The 20,816-nt window shown below is 71.9% G+C and carries 1 protein-coding gene (running past one end of the window); it reads right to left on the bottom strand.

Annotated elements, in window-relative coordinates:
• A protein-coding gene (locus tag ACLBW1_RS13805; RefSeq protein ID WP_447812404.1) for a non-ribosomal peptide synthase/polyketide synthase crosses the window boundary here: on the bottom strand, positions 1–20,816 show its 5' portion. The gene continues 19,177 nt to the left of window position 1, outside the view; the window shows 20,816 of its 39,993 coding nt (coding positions 1–20,816); it begins with the start codon at positions 20,814–20,816; its stop codon lies beyond the left edge, outside the window.

The following is a 20,816-nucleotide window of genomic DNA, read 5'->3' as shown; positions in this document are numbered from 1 at the left end:
CGGTTGCGCAGCACCAGGGTGTTGACGAACATCCCGACCATGGGGTCGAGGGCGGCGTGGCCGCGCCCGGCGACCGGGGTGGAGACGACGATGTCGTCGGTCGCCGACATCCGCGCGAGGAGCGTCGCGAGCGCGGCGTGCACGGCCATGAAGTCGGTGGCACCCCGACTGCGGGCCCAGGCCCGGACGGCATCGGCGGTGTCGGCGGGGATCGAGAACGTGATGCGACCGCCGACGTGCGATGCGACCGTCGGTCGTGGCCGATCCGTGGGCAGGGTGAGCACGTCGGGGAGGTCGGCGAGATGGTCGAGCCAGTATCCGACCTGCTGCCCCAGAGGCGACGTCGGGTCGTCGGCGGCACCGAGCACCGACTGCTGCCAGAGGGCGACGTCGGCGAACTGCACCGACAACGGCGGCATGTCGGGGCGATGTCCGGCCGCCCGCGCGGCGTAGGCGGCGGCGAGATCGGCGACCAGGGGTGCCAGCGATTCACCGTCGACGGCGATGTGGTGCAGCGACAGCGCCAACAGGTGATGGTCGCTCGTGCGGGCCACGAGCCGCGCCCGGACCGGCAGGTCGGTGGTGACGTCGAAACCGGCCTCGAGGAAGCCCTGCATCTCGTCGGCCGCACCGGTCTCAACCCAGTCGAGCATGGTCGCGGCGGTGTCGAGCTCGTGGACGAGCTGACCGGCACGGCCGCGGGTCTCCGGGTAGGTGGTGCGCAGGACCTCGTGGCGGTCGAGGACATCGAGCAGCGCCTGTCGCAGTGCGTCGGTGTCGAGCGGGCCGTGGAGGTGGGCGAGCACCGGGATGTTGTAGGCGTTCGACGTCGGTTCGAACCGGTTGAGGAACCAGATCCGCTGCTGGGCGATCGACAGCGGGATGTGTGCGGGGCGCGGCATGGGCTGCAGCAGTGGGGTGTTCGGGCTCGCCCCGGGGTCCCCCGCCGATGCGCGCAGCCGCGCGACGAGTCCGCGCACCGTCGGCGCCTCGAACAGATCGCGGACACCGACGGGAACACCCAGTGCGTCCGCGACGCGTGCGGTGACCCGTGTGGCCGACAACGAGTTGCCGCCGAGGGCGAAGAAGTCGGCGGTCACGCCCACGGCGTCGGGTTCCACACCGAGGACCTCGGCCACGATGCCGCGGACGGCGATCTCGTCGTCGCCGCGGGGCGATTCGATGACGTCGTCGCCGGTGCTGCGGGGGTCAGGGGCGGGCAGCGCGGTCCGATCGATCTTGCCCACCGGCGTCAAGGGCATCGCGTCGAGAACGGTGATCGTGCTCGGCACCATGTGCGCGGGCAGCGACCGGACGAGATGTGCGCGCAGGTCGTCGACATCGGGTGCCGGGCCGTCGTGGTCGACGTAGCCCGCGAGTGCCGTGATCGGGCCGCTCCCAGTCGAGATACCGACACCGTCGGTGGTGCCGACGACGACGGCACGACGGACCTGCGGGTGCGTCAGCAGGACCGATTCGATCTCGCCGAGTTCGATCCGCTGACCCCGCAGTTTCACCTGGAAATCCGATCGACCGGCGTAGGTCAGCTCGCCGGTCGTGCTGCGGCGCACCAGGTCCCCGGTGCGATACATCCGACTGCCCGGTGTCCCGAACGGCGCGGCGACGAACCGTTGCGCCGACAGACCCGGGCGACGGTGGTAGCCCCGCGCCAACGACGGTCCCATCAGGTACAGCTCGCCGAGGACTCCGGTCGGGACGGGTCGTAGGCGGTCGTCGAGCACGACCGCATGTGTGCCGGGCATCGGGAGACCCAGCGGCACCGGCGATCCCGGCGTCAGGGGCGCCGAGGTGACACAGATGATCGTCGCCTCGGTCGGGCCGTAGGCGTCGAAGAACTCCCGTGTGCCGGCCCAGCGGGCCATCTCGGCGTCGGTCACCGCCTCGCCGCCGGCGAGCAGGTGGGTCAACGACACCCGCGCGGGGTCCGGGAGCGACGCGGCGACCGACGGGACGAGGAACGCGTGCGTCGCGCCGTGCGCGGTGATCCACTCGGCGAGTTCCTCGCCGCCGACGATGTCGGGCGGGGTCACCACCATGGTCGCGCCGGCGATGTAGGTGCCGAGCACCTCGAGCATCGCGGCGTCGAATGCCGGGGAACTGATGCCCAGCCATCGCGACGACGGTTCCGAGCGGTGGTGGTCGCGCAGGGTCTGGGCGACACCCGCGAGTCCGGTGTGGGTGACCAGCACACCCTTGGGGACACCGGTGGATCCGGACGTGAAGATCATGTAGGCGCCGTTGTCGGGTCGCAGTGGCGCGGTCCGCTCGGTGTCGGCGACAGGTGCGCCCGAGACCCGGCCCGCGTCGATCCGTTCGGTGAGCGCGTCGATCATCGTGTCGATCATCGTGTCGTCGAGGGTGATCCAGCGCGGACCCGCGGGCATGGATGCTGCCCCCGCCGCGACGTCGACGCCGATGAAACCGATGCTCGCGGAGCTGTCGGCGACGACCTGTCGGATGCGGTCGGCGGGGTACCGGGGATCGATGGGGCAGTACACCGCGCCGGCTTTCGCGATCGCCCACAGCGCGATCTGCACCGGGGCCGATCGGCGGATGGCGCTGACGACGACGTCGTCGGGGCCGACGCCGGCGGCGATGAGGTCGCGGGCCACCGCCGAACTCAGACGGTCGAGGTCGGCGTAGGTCAGCGACATCCGGTCGTCGACGACGGCGATCGCGTCCGGGTTCCGGGCGGCGGCCCGGGCGAGGATGTCGGGCAACAGCATGGGCGCAGGCACCGGGTCGAGCGTGTCCACCGCGAGATGTTCGCGCTCAGTGAGGATGTCGATGCCGCCGATCTCGATGTCGGGCGAGGCGAGCACCGCCTCGAGCACCCGCATCCACCGGTCGGCGAGGGCATGCACCGTGTTCTGGTCGAACAAGGCGGTGGCGTAGGTGATGGTCCCCCGCCACGGGCGCGCACCGTCGGGTCCGGCGACCGGCGCCTGCACGCCGATGGTGAGATCGACCTTGGCCGTGGTGAACTCCAGGTCGACGGGTTCCACCACGAACCCGTCGCCGAGGTCGAGCGCGTCGGTGTCGCCCCGCGCGGCGCCGTCTCCGACGGTGAACAGGATCTGCACGAGAGGCGCGAAGGCCTCGGAGCGCACCACGTCGAGCCGGTCGACGAGCTCGTCGAAATCGGTGTCGGCGTGCGCGAGGGCGTCGAGGTCGACGCGGCGCACCCGCGTAAGGAGTTCGGTGAACGACGCTGTCGGGTCGACCGGGGTGCGCAGCACGACGGTGGTGACGAACATCCCGATGAGGTCGTCGAGCTCGGCGCGTCCCCGCCCGGCCACCGGGGTGCCGATCACGACGTCGTCGGTGGCGGCCAGTCGCGCCAGCACCGCGGCGAGCGTCGCGTGGAGCAGCATGAACACCGTCGCCCCGTGCTCACGTGCGAGTCGTGCTGCGGCGTCGGCGATGTCGGCCGGGATGTCGAAGGCGACGGTCGCGCCATCGGTGGAGGCCACCGCGGGCCGTGGTCGGTCGGTGGGGAGGTCGATGACGGCGGGCACACCGGCCAGTACCTGCGCCCAGTGGTCGAGGCGTGCGCCGTCGCCCGCCCCGTCGACGTGGTCGAGTTCGCGCATGTCCCGGTCGTGCTGCCACAGGGTGAGGTCGGCGTACTGCACAGCCAGCGGCGGCCAGTCGGGGGCCATCCCCGCACGGCGGGCGGCGTAGGCGGTCAACAGGTCGCGGGCCACCACGGGCATCGACTCACCGTCGGCGGCGATGTGGTGCAGCGCGATCACCAGCAGTGTCTCGTCCCCGGCGAACTGCTCCCTCGTCCCGGAGATGCGTGCACGCAGCGGCAGGTCGGCGGTGAGGTCGAATCCGCGGCGCACGATGGCCATCGCCTCGTCGGGCGAGTCGACGACCGCCACGTCGAGGGCGCGCGGCCCGTCGACGACCGGGTCGGGGGCGAGGATCTGCTGGTGCACGACCCCGTCGGCGCCGAGCGGGTAGACGGTGCGCAGCACCTCGTGGCGGGTCACCAGATCGGTGAACGCCACACGGAGGGCGTCGATGTCGACGTCGCCGCGCAGCCGCAGGGCCAGCGGGATCGTGTACGTCGGCTCCGCCGGGTCCCAGGAGTTGATGAACCACATCCGCTGCTGGGCCGCCGAGAGCGGGATCCGGTCCGGCCGGGGCATCGGTCGCAGCGGCGACGCAGACCGATCGGCAGGACGGGACGAGTCGGCGACGCGCCGCGCCAGCGCCCGCACCGACGGGGCCTCGAAGACGTCGCGGACGCCGAGGTCGACATCGAGTGCGTCGGCCGTGCGGGCGGCGACCCGTGTCGCCGACAGCGAGGTGCCTCCGAGGTCGAAGAAGTCCTCGGTCACCGAGACCGCCTCGAGGCCCAGCACGGTGGCCACGACCGCCGCGATGATCTCCTCGGTCACGTCGGCCGGCGGTGTGTACGCGTTCGCGTCGGAGGCCAGGTCCGGCGCAGGCAGTGCCCGCCGGTCGACCTTGCCGCTCGACGTCAGCGGCAGGGTGTCGAGGACGACCCACCGCGTCGGCCGCATGTGCGCGGGCAGCGCCTGCACCGCGTCGACCACCGGGGTCGGCACCGGGGAGTCGAACGCGCCTGCTACATGGGCGACGAGATGATCGTCGCCGGTGGCGTCGGTGACCACCGACACCACCGCGCCGCGGACACCGGGCACGGCGGCGAGCACCGCCTCGATCTCCCCCGGCTCGATACGTTGGCCGCGCAGCTTCACCTGGAAATCGCTGCGGCCCAGGTATTCCAGCTCACCGGAGCGATTCCAGCGCACGCGATCGCCGGTGCGGTAGAGCCGGCCGCCGGTCCCGGTCGGATCGGCGACGAAACGATCGGCGGTGAGGTCGGGCCGCGACGCGTAGCCACGGGCGAGCTGCACACCACCGAGGTACAACTCGCCGGCGACACCGACGGGCACCACGCGCAGACGGTCGTCGAGGACCGTCGTCGTGGTGCCGGGCACCGGGGCACCGATCGGCACGACGGCCTCGCGGCCCGACACCGGGTGGTGGGTGACGTCGACGGCGGCCTCGGTGGGCCCGTACAGGTTGTGCAGGGTCGCGGGCAGGGCGGCGAGCGCCGCCCTCGCGGTGGACGCCGTGAGCGCCTCACCGGAGGTGACCACCAGACGCAGGCTCGCCGGCGCTGCGGTGCCGGAGGCGACCAGGACGTCGAGGAACGCCGAGAGCATCGACGGCACGAAGTGGACGACGCTGACCGACCACCGCTCGGCGAGCGCGCACAGATGAACGGGATCTCCGTGCCGACCCGGCTCGGCGAGAACCAACCGCGCGCCGGTCATCAACGGCCAGAACAGTTCCCACACCGACACGTCGAAGGTGGCGGGCGTCTTCTGGATGACGGTGTCGTCGGCGGTGAGGGCGAACCGGTCCTGCATCCACGCCAACCGCGTCACGATCGCACGGTGGGAGACGGTGACCCCCTTCGGCTCTCCGGTCGATCCCGACGTGAACAGGGCGTAGGCGGCGGCGTCGGGGTGGAGGGGTGCGCGTCGACCGGGGTCGCGGACGGGGTGGGTGTCGGGGTCGCGGACGGGGTGGGTGTCGGGATCGAGCGGTTCGGAACAATCGACCACGAGACGCTCGACGGGATGATCGGCGAGGGCCGCGGGCGTCGGCCCGGGGGCGACGAGGACGTGCGCGACGCGGGCGGTGGCGAGCATCGACGCCGTGCGGCCCGCGGGGGCGTCGGGATCGACGGGGACGTAGTGTGCGCCCGCGGCGACGACTGCGTGGACGGCGACGAGCAGCTCCGCCGACCGCGGGAGACAGATCGCGACGGCGTCGTCGGCACCGATCCCCCGCGCGATGAGCGAGCGTGCGAGAGAGTGGGTGCGGGTGGCGAATTCGGCGTAGGAGATCTCGCGGTCACCGTCGACGATCGCGGTGGCCGACGGCGTCGCCGCGACCTGCCGGGCCACCGCCGCCGCGAGATCGGTGGCGTCGGGATCGATCCGGGGCGCGGGCCCTCCGTCGGAGAACGCCGCGATCTGGTGGGTCTCGGCGGCGTCGACGATGTCGATGTCGCCGATCGGCGTCTGCGGCGCCGCGACGCCGGCGACGAGGACCGCCCGGAGTCGGTCGGCGAGACGCGCGGCGGTGTCGGCGGTGAACAGGTCGGTCGCGTAGATGATCCTCCCGCTCAACGACACCAGGGCGCCGTGGTCGTCGCGGGTCGCGGTGAAACCGACGGTGAGGTCGTAGCGCGCGGGTGGATCGCCGGGGTCGACGGGCGTGATCTCGATGCCCGCGGCGTCGACGGCGGTGACGTCGATGGCAGTGAGGTCGATGGCAGCGGGCGCCGGCTGCTCGAGGGTGAGCAACACCTGGGTGAGCGGTGCGAAGGCCTCCGACCGGGTGGGCGCGAGGACGTCCACCAGGTGTTCGAAGGGGACGTCGGCGTGGGCGAACGCGTCGAGGTCGATGTCGCGGACGGTGTCGAGGAGACCGGCGAACGGGGTCGCGGGATCGACCTCGGTCCGCAGCACCAGGGTGTTGACGAACATCCCGACGAGCGGATCGAGTTCGGCCCGGCCACGACCGGCGACCGGTGTCCCGACGGCGATGTCGGTGCTCGCCGACGACCGCGCGAGGACCACCGCCAGGGCGGCGTGCAGCACCATGAACAGCGTGACGCGGTGCCGCGTGGCGAGCGCCTCGAGTTCGGTGAGGATCTCGGCCCCGAGGACGATGTCGACCGCGGCGCCCCGCATCGACGCCACCGGCGGGCGCGGGGAGTCGGTCGGTAGATCGATGACGTCGGGTAGTCCGGCGAGTCGTGACGTCCAGTGATGCACCTGGGTGCCCAGCGGCGAGGTCGGGTCGTCGACCGCGCCGAGAACGCGCTGCTGCCAGAGGGTCACGTCGGCGTACTGCACGGCCGGCGGTTCCCACGCCGGCGCCACACCGGCCACGCGCGCCGCGTAGGCGGCGACGAGGTCGGCGACGAGCGGTCCGATGGACTCACCGTCGGAGGCGATGTGGTGGATCACCACGTACAGCAGGTTCTCGTCGCGTGCGTCGGCGCCGTCGGTCATGTTGCTCGCCGGGTCCGCCGGGACGAGCCCCACGCGGATGGGCAGTTCGGAGGCGAGATCGAAGGGGCGCGAGGGCAGGGCGGCGGCGTCGGTGGCGCACCACCAGCGGGCGTCGTCGATCGATGCGGGGTCGCCGATCACCTGGTGGACGGTGCCGTCGACGTCCTGGGCGAAGGTGGTGCGCAGGGTCTCGTGGCGCCCGATGACGTCGCGTACCGCGGAACGCAGGGCGTCGGTGTCGAGGGCACCACGCAGCCGTAGCGCGAAGGCGATGTTGTAGGCGGGTGAGGTCGGGTCGAACCGGTTGATGAACCACATCCGCTGCTGTGGGGGCGACAGCGGGATGCGGTCCGGTCGCGCCTGCGGGACGAGGGGTTCGACGTTCTGCGGGACGGCGCCCTCCGACCTCTCCCGGACGAGCGCCGCCAGTGCCCGGACGGTGTTCGCGGAGAACACGTCCCGGACCCCGATCCGTGTGGCGACGGCGTCGGACACCCGTGCCGACACGCGTGTCGCCGACAGAGAGTTCCCGCCGATGTCGAAGAAGCTGTCGGTGACCGACACCGCGTCGACGCCGAGGACGTCGGCGAACACCTCGGCCACCGTCACCTCGAGATCATCGGCGGGCGCGACGATCTCGTGATCGGCGCCCGGGAAGACCGGCGCGGGCAGTGCGCGGCGGTCGATCTTGCCCGACGGGGTGGTCGGCAGGGTCTCGGAGTGGGTGAACAGGCTGGGCCGCATGAACTCCGGGAGCGCCCGGGCGACGAACGTGGTGACCGTGTCGAGGTCGACCGGACCGGCGAGATGGGCCACGAGGTGGTCGCCGCCGTCGGGGCCGGTGGCCACGGTGACCGCGGCGGTCACGACACCGGGCGCATCGGCGAGAACGGCTTCGATCTCACCGAGTTCGATCCGCTGGCCCCGCAGTTTGATCTGGGTGTCGGCGCGTCCGAGGTAGTCGATGTCGCCGTGCGCGGTCCAGCGCGCGAGATCTCCGGTGCGGTAGAGCCGCGACCCGGGAGGACCGTAGGGGTCGGCGACGAACCGTTCTGCGGTCAGATCCGGGCGGTCGGCGTATCCGCGGGCGAGTTGCACACCGCCGAGATGTAGTTCGCCGATCACCCCGGGGGCCACGGGTCGTAGTCGGTCGTCGAGGATCCGGGTGACGGTGCCTGCGATCGGCCGGCCGATGGGCACGCTGGCGTCGCCGCGGTGCACCTCGTGCCAGGTGACGTCGACCGCGGCCTCGGTCGGACCGTAGAGGTTGTGCAGACGCGCGTTCGGCAGCGCCGCGAGCGCCGACGCGGCCACGGCCGGCGGCAGCGCCTCACCGGAGGTGAACACCGCACGCAGACCGGCGAGCACCCTGCCGTCGGTGGTGTCGAGCTGATCGACGAACACCGACAGCATGGACGGCACGAAGTGCGCCACGGTGATCCGCTCGGCGACCATCAGGTCGGCGAGATGTCGTGGGTCACGGTGGCCGTCGGGAGCGACCACGACAAGCGTGGCGCCGGTCATCAACGGCCAGAACAGTTCCCACACCGACACGTCGAAGGTGACCGGGGTCTTCTGCACGGCGACGTCGGCGTCGGTGAGGGCGAACTGTTCCTGCATCCACAGCAGCCGGTTGACGATGGCGGCGTGGGAGACGGTCACGCCCTTGGGGCGGCCTGTCGATCCCGAGGTGTACAGCGTGTAGGCGGCGTGGCCGGGGCGGAGGCCGCGACGGTGCTCGGTCACGGCCGCGGTCACCGCCGGGCTCGGCCTCGGTGCTGTGGCGCAGTCGATCTCGACGAGCTCGCGGCCTGCGAGACCGGTCGGCGGGCCCCCGGGCGCCACGAGCACGATCTGCGCTCCGGCGGTGGTGAGCATGTGGGCGATGCGGTCGGCGGGGGCGTCGGGATCGAGGGGGACGTACTGCCCGCCCGCCGCGACGATCGCATGGATCGCGACGAGCAGTTCGGTCGACCGGTCGATGGCCACGGCGACCGCCACATCGGGTCCGACTCCGCGGTCGATGAGGTCGGCGGCGACGCGATCGACCTGCGCACCGAACTCGCCGTAGGTGACCGCCGTGCCCTGGACACGCAGCGCGACGGCGTCCGGGGTGCGCGCCACCTGCGCCGCGACGAGATCTCCGAGCGAGGCGGAGGCATCGCTTCCCGCCGACAACGGGGCGCCGGTCGACCATCCGCGCATCCGGTCGGCCAGCTTCTGCGACCGCGGGTCGAGGTCCCCGAGGCGGGTGTGCGGGTCGCGCGCGATGGCGGTCAGCAGAGTCACCATGGCGTCGCCGAACACCGCCACCATGTCCTCGTCGAACGCCGACGGCAGGTATTTCAGTGTCAGGGCGAGGCCGTCGGCCTCATCGGGGGCGGCGACGAGGTTCAGCGGGTAGTGCGTTGCGTCGGTGGACGACACGGCCCGTACCGGGCCCGCTCCCCCGTCTGCCGCTCCCCCGTCTGCCGCCGCGGCGACCGCCGCGTCGATCGGGTACGACTCGTAGACCGTCAGGGTGTCGAAGAGGACCGGTTGCCCGATCGCGTCAGCGATGTCGCTGAGACCGACGTACTGGTGGTCGAGGACCGCCGCCTTCGATCGGTGCAGCGATTCGACGAGTTCGGCGAGCGAGGCGCCGGGATCGACGCGCGCGACGACGGGAAGGGTGTTGATGAACAGCCCGATCATCCGGGAGACCCCGGGCTCGTCGGGCGGTCGACCCGACACCGTCTCACCGAACACCACCGACGTCCGTCCGGTGATGCGGCTCAGCAGGATCGACCAGGCGGCCTGCAGCACCGTCGCCATGGTGGCGTCGAGATCGCGGACCCGACCGGTCAACGACGACGTCCATTCGCCGTCGAGACGCACGCGCAGATCCCGCGGCGGGGCGTCGGCGCTCGGCGTGTGACCCGGTGCCACCAGGGTCGGACCGTCGACCCCGGCGAGGGCGTCGCGCCAGACATCGAGCGCGGCGGTGCGATCGCGGGTCGCGAGCCAGTCGAGGTGGTCACCGAAGTCGGGCCGGACCGGTTCGACGGTGTCGGTGTCGCATGGGATGTGGGCGCCGCCGAGCAGCGGGGAGAGCAACTCGCCCAGCAGGATCGGCGCCGACCAGCCGTCGATGACGAGGTGGTGGGCGGTGACGACGACCGACACGACGGGCTGCGCGTCGGCGTCGAGATGTCGGACGTGGACGAACCGGATGAGCCCCCCGACGGCGAGATCGAAACCGGCTGCACGCTCGTCGTGGGCGATCTGCTCGAGACGCCGGGTCGCGTCGTCGGGCGTGGAGGTTCCCAGATCCACCGCTCGCCAGCCGGATGTGTCGGCGGACGCGACGACGGCGACCGGCCGGCCGGAGGCGCTGCGCACGAATGCCGTTCGCAGCACGCGATGCCGGGCGACGAGCGTGTGCGCGGCGTGGCGGGCGGTGTCGACGTCGAAGGCGTCGGTGACCGTGATCGTCGACTGTGTGATGTAGACATCCGCGCCACCGGCGAACTCGGATTCGAAGTACAGGCCCTGCTGCAACGGGGTGAGTGGCCACAGATCGGCGCCGGGATGTGCGGTGAGCAGGGTGTCGATCTCGGACTGGGTGAGTCCCGTGGATTCGAGGTCGGTCTCGCTGGGTCCGACCGGGCCCTCCCCGACGCGATCGACGACCGTCTCGAGGTGGACGGCCCATCGGTCGGCGATCGCGTCGACACGCGAGCGGTCGATCGCACCCGGCGCGAACGCGAACTCGGCCCGCAGTTCTCGCCCGCCACCCGCCGACTTCTCGCCGTTCGGGCTGACCGCACCGATGGTGACGGTGAGGGCCGCGAGTGCCGACATGTCGCCGCGCACCGACGGCGGCAGGGTCGGTGCGCCGGCGACCGGCGCGAAGGGCGCGTCGACGCCCGCGGCGTCCCCCGCCGGGGAGGACTGTGCGCCCAGGTAGTTGACGGTCACCGACGGCAGGGGGCGGTCGCGCAGCGGCGAGTCGGGGTGCAGGTAGCGCAGTGGACCGAAGGCGATGCCTCCGTCGGGCATCCGCGCGACGGCGTCCTTCACCGCCTTCACCGTCGCCACCACCGACGCGTCGGCCTGCTCGGTGTCGGGGTCGATGGGTGACACCGGCAGTGTCAGCGGGACGAAACTGGTGAACCACCCGACGGTCTCCGACAGGTCCGCGCCGGGCGCGAGATGTTCCTCGCGGCCATGGTTCTCGATGAGCACCGACACGCCTGCATCTGCGGTGGCGGACGACGACGGGGTGCCGGGCGAGAGCACATCGGCGAGCGCCTGCATGAGGGCGGCGACGAGGGTGGTGTCGACGCGGGCGCGCAGGGCCTCGGGGACCGTGGTGAGGATCGGGTCGGCGATCGCGGCGGGCACGGTGACGCCGATGGTCTCGACCGTCGCGAGGCGGTCACGGCCCCGATCGACCGTGATCGACGACGGCGATCCGTGCGCGGGGAGGTGCCGATCCCACAGCGCCAGTTCCGATTCACGCTCGGCCAGGTTTGCGAGCACCCCGGCCCACCGGCGGAACGAGGTGCCGGTGGCGGACACGATCGGTGGCCGGTCGGCGCGCAGATGCCACCACGCCGCGCCGATCCCGGCGACGATGGTCGGCCACGACACGGCGTCGACGCCGATGTGGTGGACGACGACGACGAGACGACCGGACCCGGTGGCGTCCCGGACGCCCACCGCCGCGACGAGACGCCCGGTGGACGGGTCGAGCCCGGCGCAGGCACGGCGGTGCGCCTCGCGGATCGCCGTGTCGGTGAGTCCGCCGAGGTCGACGATCTCGACGTGGATGTCGTCGATGTGTCCGGCCCCGGCGATCATCGTCGGCACCCCGTCGTCGACGGTGACCGACGCGGTGAGCATCGGGTGGGCGATCGCGACGGCGCCGAGCACCGCGCGCAGGTCGGCGACCTCGGCGTCGGGCGGCAGCACCAGCACCGCGGACTGGGAGAAGTCGGCGAACTGCGCGGGGTCGTCGACGAGGTCGAGCATCCACCCGATCCCCGGCGTCAACGCGACCGGTCCGACTGCGCCGCCGGGGTATTCGATGAGAGTGTCGACGACGTCGCGGACCGCGGCGTGCGCCAGAGCGCGGACGGTGCGATGGGTGAAGATGTCGCGCGGGCTGATCGCGTAACCGGCGCCACGGAGCAGTGACGTCAGTCGGATGGACAGGATCGAATCGCCGCCGAGGGCGAAGAACGAGTCGGTGACCGAGACACCGCCGACGCCGAGCACCGTGGCGACGATGTCGGCCATGGCGCGTTCGTCATCGGTCGCGGGTGCGACGTGGTCGGCACCGGCCCCACCGAAGTCGGGGGCGGGAAGGGCGCGACGGTCGAGCTTTCCCGCGGCGTTGCGCGGGATGTCGTCGAGGGTGATCCAGATGCCGGGCCGCATGTACTCGGCGAGCGAGGTCTCCGCCGCCGCCCGCGCCGCGGCGACCATCGTCTCGGCGTCGCGGCCGGCGAGATGGGCGACGAGATGCTGCGCCCCACCGGGGGCGGTCACGACCGACGCGGCGGCGTGCACGACGCCCGGCGCACCGGTCAACACGGCCTCGATCTCGCCGAGTTCGATGCGCTGCCCCCGCAGCTTGACCTGGAAGTCGCTGCGTCCCAGGTATTCGAGTTCACCGGCGCGGTTGCGGCGGACGAGATCACCGGTCCGGTAGAGCCGTTCGCCGCCGCCGGTGGGGTCGGCGATGAACCGTTCCGCGGTCAGATCGGCTCGGGCGGCGTACCCGCGCGCGAGTTGGGGACCGCCGAGGTAGAGCTCCCCGGTGACACCCGGACCGACCACCTGCAGGCGCGTGTCGAGGACCACCGTGCGTGTGTTCCACACCGGCCGACCGATCGGCACCACCTCGCCGACGATGTCGAGCCGGTGGTGGGCGACCTCGACCGCAGCCTCGGTGGGACCGAACAGATCATGGAGGGCGGCGTGTGGCAGCGCGGCGCGGGCCGTACGCGCGAGCCCCGGCGACAGTGCCTCACCCGAACAGAACAGGTACCGCAGGGACGTCAACCGCGTGAGGGTCGCCGCGTCGACGACATCGAGGAACACCGACAACATCGACGGCACGAAGTGCACGGAGGTCACGGCGTGGGTCTCGACCACCTCGGCGAGGTGCTCGGGATCGGTGTGCCCGCCGTCGACGGCGATCACCATGCGGGCCCCGGACATCAACGGCGCGAACAGTTCCGGCACGGAGACGTCGAAGGTGTACGGCGTCTTGAGCAGGACGGCGTCGTCGGTGTCGAGCGGGAAGGTGTCGAGTCCCCATCGCAGCCGGTTGAGGACGGCCCGGTGTGTCACCGTGACGCCCTTGGGACGGCCGGTCGAGCCGGAGGTGAACAAGGTGTACGCCGCGTGGTCGGGCCGCAACGGCCCGCGTCGATCGGCGTCGGTGATCGGCGCGGCGCGATCTCCCCCGCGGGTGGCGACGTCGATGGTTGTGTCGACCGTGACGACCGAGAGACGGTCACCGGCGTGCGACATCCAGTCGGGGCGACGATCGCGGCCGATGAGGACGACCACCGCCCCGGACGTGTCGACCATGTACTGGGCACGCTCGGCGGGGGTGGCGGGGTCGAGCGGCACGTACTGCCCGCCGGCGGCGAGCACGGCGTGGACGGCGACGACGAGTTCCACCGAGCGCGGAAGACACAGCGCGACGGCGTCGTCGGGTCCGACACCGGCGTCGATGAGATCCCGGGCCAGCACCGACACCCGCGCCCAGAACTCGCCGTGGGTCAGCGTGCGTCCGGAACCGTCGGTGGTCACCAGCGCGATCGCGTCGGGGTGGTCGTCGCCGTGGCGGCGGCCCTCCTCGACGAGGGTGGCTGCGGGCAGCGTCACCGCCGGGCCGTTCGACGCCGCCACCTGCGCGGCGATCTCGGCGTCATCGAGGATGGCGATGTCGCCCACCGGGGTCGCGGGGTGGCCGGCGAACGCGGTCAGCATTCGACGGAAGCCGTCGGCGAACCGGACGACGGTGTCGTGGTCGAACAGGGCTGCGGCATAGATGAACACGCCCGACAGCTCGGCGGCGTTGTCGGTCACACCGACCGTCAGGTCGAACTTCGCGACGTCGTCGCCGACCCGTTGAAGTGCCATCACGACGTCGCCGAGGTCCGCCGACACCGGGCGGTCGGTGTCGTGGACGAGCATCACCGAGGCCAGCGGTTCGAAGGATTCCGATCGCACGGGATCGACGGCGTCGACGACGCGTTCGAAGGGCACCTCGGCGTGGGCGAACGCGTCGAGGTCGACCCGGCGTACGTCGGCGAGCAGGTCGGTGACGGCGGCGGCCGTGTCGATCTCGGTCCGCAGCACCAGGGTGTTGACGAACATGCCGACCAGCGGGTCGAGTTCGGCGTGTCCGCGGCCGGCCACCGGGATGGCGACGGCGATGTCGGTCGACGACGACAGACGCGCGAGCAGTGCCGCCAGCGCGGCGTGCACCACCATGAAGGTGGTGACCCCGGCGTCGGTCGCGAGTCGTCGCAGCGCGGCGGTGGTCTCGGCGTCGAGGGTGATCTCGACGGTGCCGCTGCGTCCGTCGGGCGTGGGGGGACGCGGCCGATCGGTCGGCAACCCGAGGACCTCGGGTACTCCGGCGAGGGTGGAGCGCCACCAGGTGAGGTCCTGCGCCATCGGCGACCCGGGATCCTCGGCCGAACCCAGCCGATCACGTTGCCACAGGGCGTAATCGGCGTACTGGACGGCTGGTGGCGCCCAGGCCGGCGCCTCGCCACCCGTCCGCGCGGTGTAGGCCCGGGTGATGTCGTGGGCGAGGACGGGGGCGGACTGACCGTCGGCGGCGATGTGGTGGACGACGATCACCAGCAGGTGTGTGGCGTCGGTGCTGTGCAACCGCGCCCGCAGCGGGAGATCGGTCACGACGTCGAACCCCTGGCCGATGACCGCCCGGGCCTCACCGTCGGTGGCCACCACCGCCCAGTCGAGCAGTGTCCGAGCGTGTCCGGGCGTGTCGATGAACTGGATCGGGGCACCGTCGCCGCCGGTCGGGTAGGTGGTGCGCAGCACCTCGTGCCGATCGATCACGTCGCCGATGGCGTCGCGGAGCGCATCGGTGTCGAGGGGTCCGCGCAGGGTGACGACGACCGGGATGTTGTAGGCGGCCGAGGTCGGGTCGAACTGGTTGATGAACCACATGCGGCGCTGTGCGTAGGACAGCGGGATCTCGGTCGGGCGCGTGCGGGGCGTCGGGGGTGCCGCGAGGACCGACGCGTCACCCGTGGGCGTCACGGGGCTCGCGGGATCACCTGTACCGGAATCGATCACCTTCGACCATCCGCGCGGGGTCGGTTCGTCGAACAGGTCGCGGACACGTAGTTCGCGGCCCAGCCCCTGCCCGACCCGTGCGACCACGCGGGTCGCCGCGAGCGAGTTCCCACCGAGACCGAAGAAGTCGGCCGTCACCGACACCTCGTCGAGACCGAGGACCTCGGCGTACACCTCGGCGACGAGACGTTCGGTGTCGGTGGCCGGAGCCACGACCTCGGCGGCGCCGAGTACCGGGTCGGGCAGGGCGCGGCGGTCGAGTTTGCCGGTGGGGGTGAGCGGTACCGATTCGAGCACCATGATCGATGTCGGCACCAGGTGACGCGGCAGCCGAGCCGCGACACGGGCACCGAGGTCGGCGGTGTCGAGCGCGCGTCCGGGCCGCGGGTGGACATACGACACCAACATGGTCTGGCCGGATCGCGGATCGGTGCGGGCGAGTGTCGTCGCGAAAGCGACGTCGGGGTGGGCGCCGAGGACGGTGTCGACCTCGCCGGGTTCGATGCGGAAGCCGCGGATCTTCACCTGGAAATCGTTGCGGCCCCGGAACTCCAGTTCGTGCTGCGATGCGCCGGTGTCGAGATCGGGGGCGCCGCGGCGCAGGCGGACGAGGTCGCCGGTGCGATACAGGCGACCGCCGGGCGGACCGAAGGGATCGGCGACGAAACGTTCGGAGGTCTGCCCGGCTCGACCGAGGTAGCCGCGGGCCAGCGCGGGGCCCGCCAGGTAGAGCTCACCGGTGACCCCGAGCGGGACCGGGCGCAGGCGGTCGTCGAGGACGTGCGCGCGGACCCCCGCGACGGGGACACCGATGGGGACGGTGCGCAGCGCGTCCGCGAGCTGATCGCCGTCGTGCGACGGACGCAGCGCGTCGGTCGACGTCGACCAGATCGTCGCCTCCGACGGCCCGTAGAGGTTGAACATCGCGCGCCCCCGCGCCCAGCGCTCGACCAGCTCGGGTGGGCAGGTGTCGCCCGCGACGCAGACGACCTGCAGCGCGTCGAGGTCGTCGGCGGGGACGGTCGCGAGCGCGGCGGGTGTGACGAAGGCGTGGGTGATGCGTTCGGTCGCGAGGAACCGTGCCAGCTCGTCGCCACCGACGATGTCGGTCGGCGCGATCACCTGGGCAGAGGCGGCGGTGACCGCGAGCAGCGACTCGAAGATCGAGGCGTCGAAGCTCGGCGAGGCGAACGCGAGGACCCGTGCGTTCGGGGTGAGCGCGAACCGAGCGCGCATCTCGGCCACCACGTTCGCGAGCCCGCGGTGGGTGACCGCGACGCCCTTGGGTCGGCCGGTCGATCCCGAGGTGAAGATGACGTAGGCGGTGTCGTCGATCCGCGCGGTCGACGGCGTGCCGGCGCCGCGTGGGGCGGACCGCGCGAGACGCTCGAGATCGAGCCACTCGACGTCCGACGGCAGTGCATCGGCACCGGACTCCGTCACCCCGATGCGTGCGTCGCTGTCGGCGAGCATCTGAGCGATGCGTTCGGCGGGATGGTCGCGGTCGATCGGCAGCACCGCGCCGCCGGCACGGACGACTGCCCACAGTGCGAGTGTCGCGGCGGGTGATCGCGGTATCGCACACGCGACCACGTCGCCCGGGCGTACACCGCGACGATGTAGCTGCGCGGCAACGTGATCGGACCGCTCGGCGAGTTCGCGGTATGTCCAGCGGGTCGTGGCGTCGACGACCGCGACGCCGTCGGGATTCGACGCGACGGCGTGGGCGAGGATGTCGGCGAAGGTGCGTGGCTCGCTGTCGCCGCCGGGGTCGAGCGAGCGCGAGACGCCCGTGTCGGATCCGGTGAGGTCGATGTCGCCCACCGCTCGCGTGGGGTCGGCCACGACGGCGGCGGCCAGGGTGACGAATCGGTCGGCGAGGTCGGCGATGGTGGCATCGTCGAACAGGTCGGCGGCGTAGGTGAACACCATCCCGGGGGTGCCCGCGTCGGTGTCCCCACCCGTCGACACGGTGAGCGAGAGGTCGAATTGCGTGGTGGTGACTGGCGGGTCGACGGCGCGGACCTCGACGCCCGGCAGGGCGAAGGCGGAGCGGTCGGCGTCGACCAGGTTGAGGGCGACCTGGAACAGCGGCGAGTGCGCGGTGCTGCGGTCCGGGGAGAGTTCCTCCACGAGCCGTTCGAACGGCAGGTCGGTGTGGGTGAGGGCCGCGACGTCGGTGGCCCGCACGTCGTCGAGCAGGGTGGCGAAGTCCGCGGCCCGGTCGACGCGGGTGCGCAGCACGAGGGTGTTGACGAACATCCCGATGAGGTCGTCGAGTTCGGCGGCGCCGCGCCCGGCGACGGCGGTACCGATCGCGATGTCGTCGGCGGTGCCCGATCGGGCGAGAAGCGCCGCGAACACCGCGTGTACGGCCATGAACCGGGTGGCACCGTGGGCCTGCGCCAGCTCCATCAGGCCGTCGAAGACGTCCGGCCCGGGGTCGAGCTGGTACTGCGCGCCGCGTCCCGACGCCACCGCGGGCCGGGGCCGGTCGACGGGGAGGTCGATCACCTCGGGGAGGTCGGCGAGCTGCTCACGCCAGTGGTGCCACTGCCGCGCGGCGGTCGACGTCGGATCGTCGATGTCACCGAGCACCGCACGCTGCCACACGGTGTAGTCGGCGTACTGCACCGGTAGCGGCGGGAGGTCGGGCTCGATGCCCGCGGCCCGGGCGGTGTACGCGGCCATCAAGTCTCGGGCGAGTGGCGCCAGCGACGCCGCATCGGCGATCACGTGATGCGCGACGAGGACGAACACGAACTCCGTGGCGTCGCGGGAACCGGCCGGGGTGTTCTCGGCGCGAACACGGAGCAGCCGTGCCCGCACCGGTGGGTGGGCCTCGAGATCGAAGGGCGCGGTGATGATCTCGGTGACCGCGTGCTCGACCGCCTGCGCATCGGCCGCGGTGAGATCACGCGGTGGGTCGATGACCGCGTCGGTGCGGTGTCCCGCGGCCGGGATGATCACCTGTGCGGGAACGCCGTCGGTGGCCACGAACCGCGTCCGCAACGACTCGTGGCGGGCGACCACGTCGTCGACGGCGGCGGCGAGCGCCGACGGACGCAGCGCACCGGAGAAGCGCAGCACCAGCGGGATCGCGTAGGCGGCGCTGTCGGGATCGAGACGGGACAGGAACCAGATCCGGCGCTGGGCGTCGGACAGTCCGATCGTGTCGTGCCGGTCCACCGGTAGCAGCAGGGGCCGGTCGGCGGCGCCGCGATCGGTCACCGTGCCTGCGAGACCGCGCACGGTCGGCTCTGCGAAGACGTCGCGGACGGTCACGTCGACATCGAGCTGTCGTGCGACCTGGGCGGCGACCCGCGCGACCGCCAGCGACGTACCCCCGAGATCGAACAACGATGTGGTGACGCCGATCCGGTCGAGTCCGAGGACATCGGCCACGATGTCGGCGATCACGCGTTCGGTGTCGGTCACCGGCGGTTCTGTGTGCCCGACCTCGACGGGTGCGGCCGGGGTGGGCAGGGCGTCGCGGTCGACCTTGCCGTTGACGGTCAGCGGGAGGGCATCGACGACCATGACGACCGACGGCACCATGTACTCCGGGACCGCAGCGGCCACCGCGGTGCGTACGGCTGCGGCCAACCCGGCGTCTCGCGAATCCTGTTCGGCCGCAGCACCCGCCCCGGGGTCGGCGACGACGTACCCCACGAGTTGTTCAGGCTGGTCGTCGCGGGTGCGGACGGCGGCCGCGGCGGCATCGACACCGTCGACGGCGGTGAGAGCGGCCTCGATCTCACCTAGTTCGATGCGGAACCCGCGCAGTTTGACCTGATCGTCACCGCGACCGAGGAATTCCAGCGACCCGTTGCGCTCGAGCACGAGATCGCCCGTGCGGTACATCCGCGACCCGGGTGGACCGAACGGGTCGGCGACGAACCGGCCCGCGGTGAGGTCCCCCCGCCCGAGGTAGCCGCGGGCGACCTGCGGGCCGGAGACATAGAGTTCGCCCGGCACGCCCTCGCCGACCGGGGCGAGGCGCGCGTCGAGCACCACCGTACGGGTGCCGGGGAACGGGCTGCCGATGTCGGACACCGTTGTTGCCGTTGCGAATTCGGGTGTCGCGGCCCGACGGGTCATGTACACGGTGGTCTCGGTGGGTCCGTACATGTTGTTCAACGCGGGCCCCGTGTGGCCGTCGATCGCGATGCGGTCGCGATACCAACGCCGCACCTGTTCGAAGTCCAGTCGTTCTCCGGCGAACATGATCTCGCGTACCGACGGCGACAGTCGCGGTGCGTCCGCGTCGTCGCCCCCACCGCGCAGTGCGGCGGCGAGCTGGTAGAACGCCGACGGGGTGAGGTTGAGGATGCTGACCTGCTCGTGGGTCAGGACCGCGACCATGTCGTCGGGTGAGCGGGTGGTCAGATGGTCGAGGACGACGAGGCGGCCGCCCGCGGCCAGCGCCGGCCAGATCTCCCCCACCGACACGTCGAAGGCGTACGACGCGAACATGGTCCAGACGTCGTCGGCGGAGGTCTCGTACAGCTCGTCGAGGGCGTCGAGCATCGCGACGATCTGCTCGTGGGTGATCACGACGCCCTTGGGCACACCGGTCGATCCCGAGGTGAAGATGACGTAGGCGGCCTGTCGGCTGTCGATGTGCTCGGGGAGCACGGGCGACGAATCGTCGCCTGCCGCAGCGTCCACCCGGTGGACGATCTCGTCGATCGTGGCGGTGGGTGCGCCGATCTCGTCGCGCCAGCCGGGAGCGGTGTCATCGGCGGTGAGGATGATCAACGGTCGGGCCGCGGTGACGATGGTCTGCGAGCGGCGTACCGGGTGGGTGCGGTCGAGGGGGAGGTACGCGGCACCGGATTTCAGGACGCCGAGCAGCGCGACGATGAGCTCGACGTCGCGCGGCAGGGCCACCCCGATCAGCGTCTCGGGTCCCGCGCCCGCCCGGATCAGCCCGCGGGCCAGTCGGTCGGAGCGTTCGTCGAGTTCGGCGTGGGTCAGCGCGGCGCCGTGTACATCCGACACCGCCACACGCCCGGTGCTCGCGCGCATCGCGGCGCGGCGCATCGCGGCCCGGAAGCGACCGGGGACCGAGCCCCAGTCCGTGGTGCCTGCGACCTCGTCGGCGATGTCGGTGATGCGCGTGAGCGCTTCGGCGGTCGCGGAACCGATCTGTGCCGGGGACAGGCCCTGTCGCGGGAGCAGTCCGGTGACGGTGGCGCTCACGGCCGCCTCGACGCCGATCCCCCGCGCGGTCAACATCGGAACCGTGGCGGTGAGCTTGGCGCGCAGGGCGGCGAGCGTCACCGGTCCGGTGGCGCCGTCGAACACCACCCGGTCGGGTGCGAGATCGGCCGCGAGCGTCACCAGATGAGAGGTGGACGGGCGCAGCTTCGTCGGGCTGCGCGTCAT

This window comes from Williamsia sp. M5A3_1d (assembly GCF_053345315.1).
Note: the sequence above shows the minus strand (reverse complement) of the source record. Positions and strands in the feature narration are given on the sequence as shown.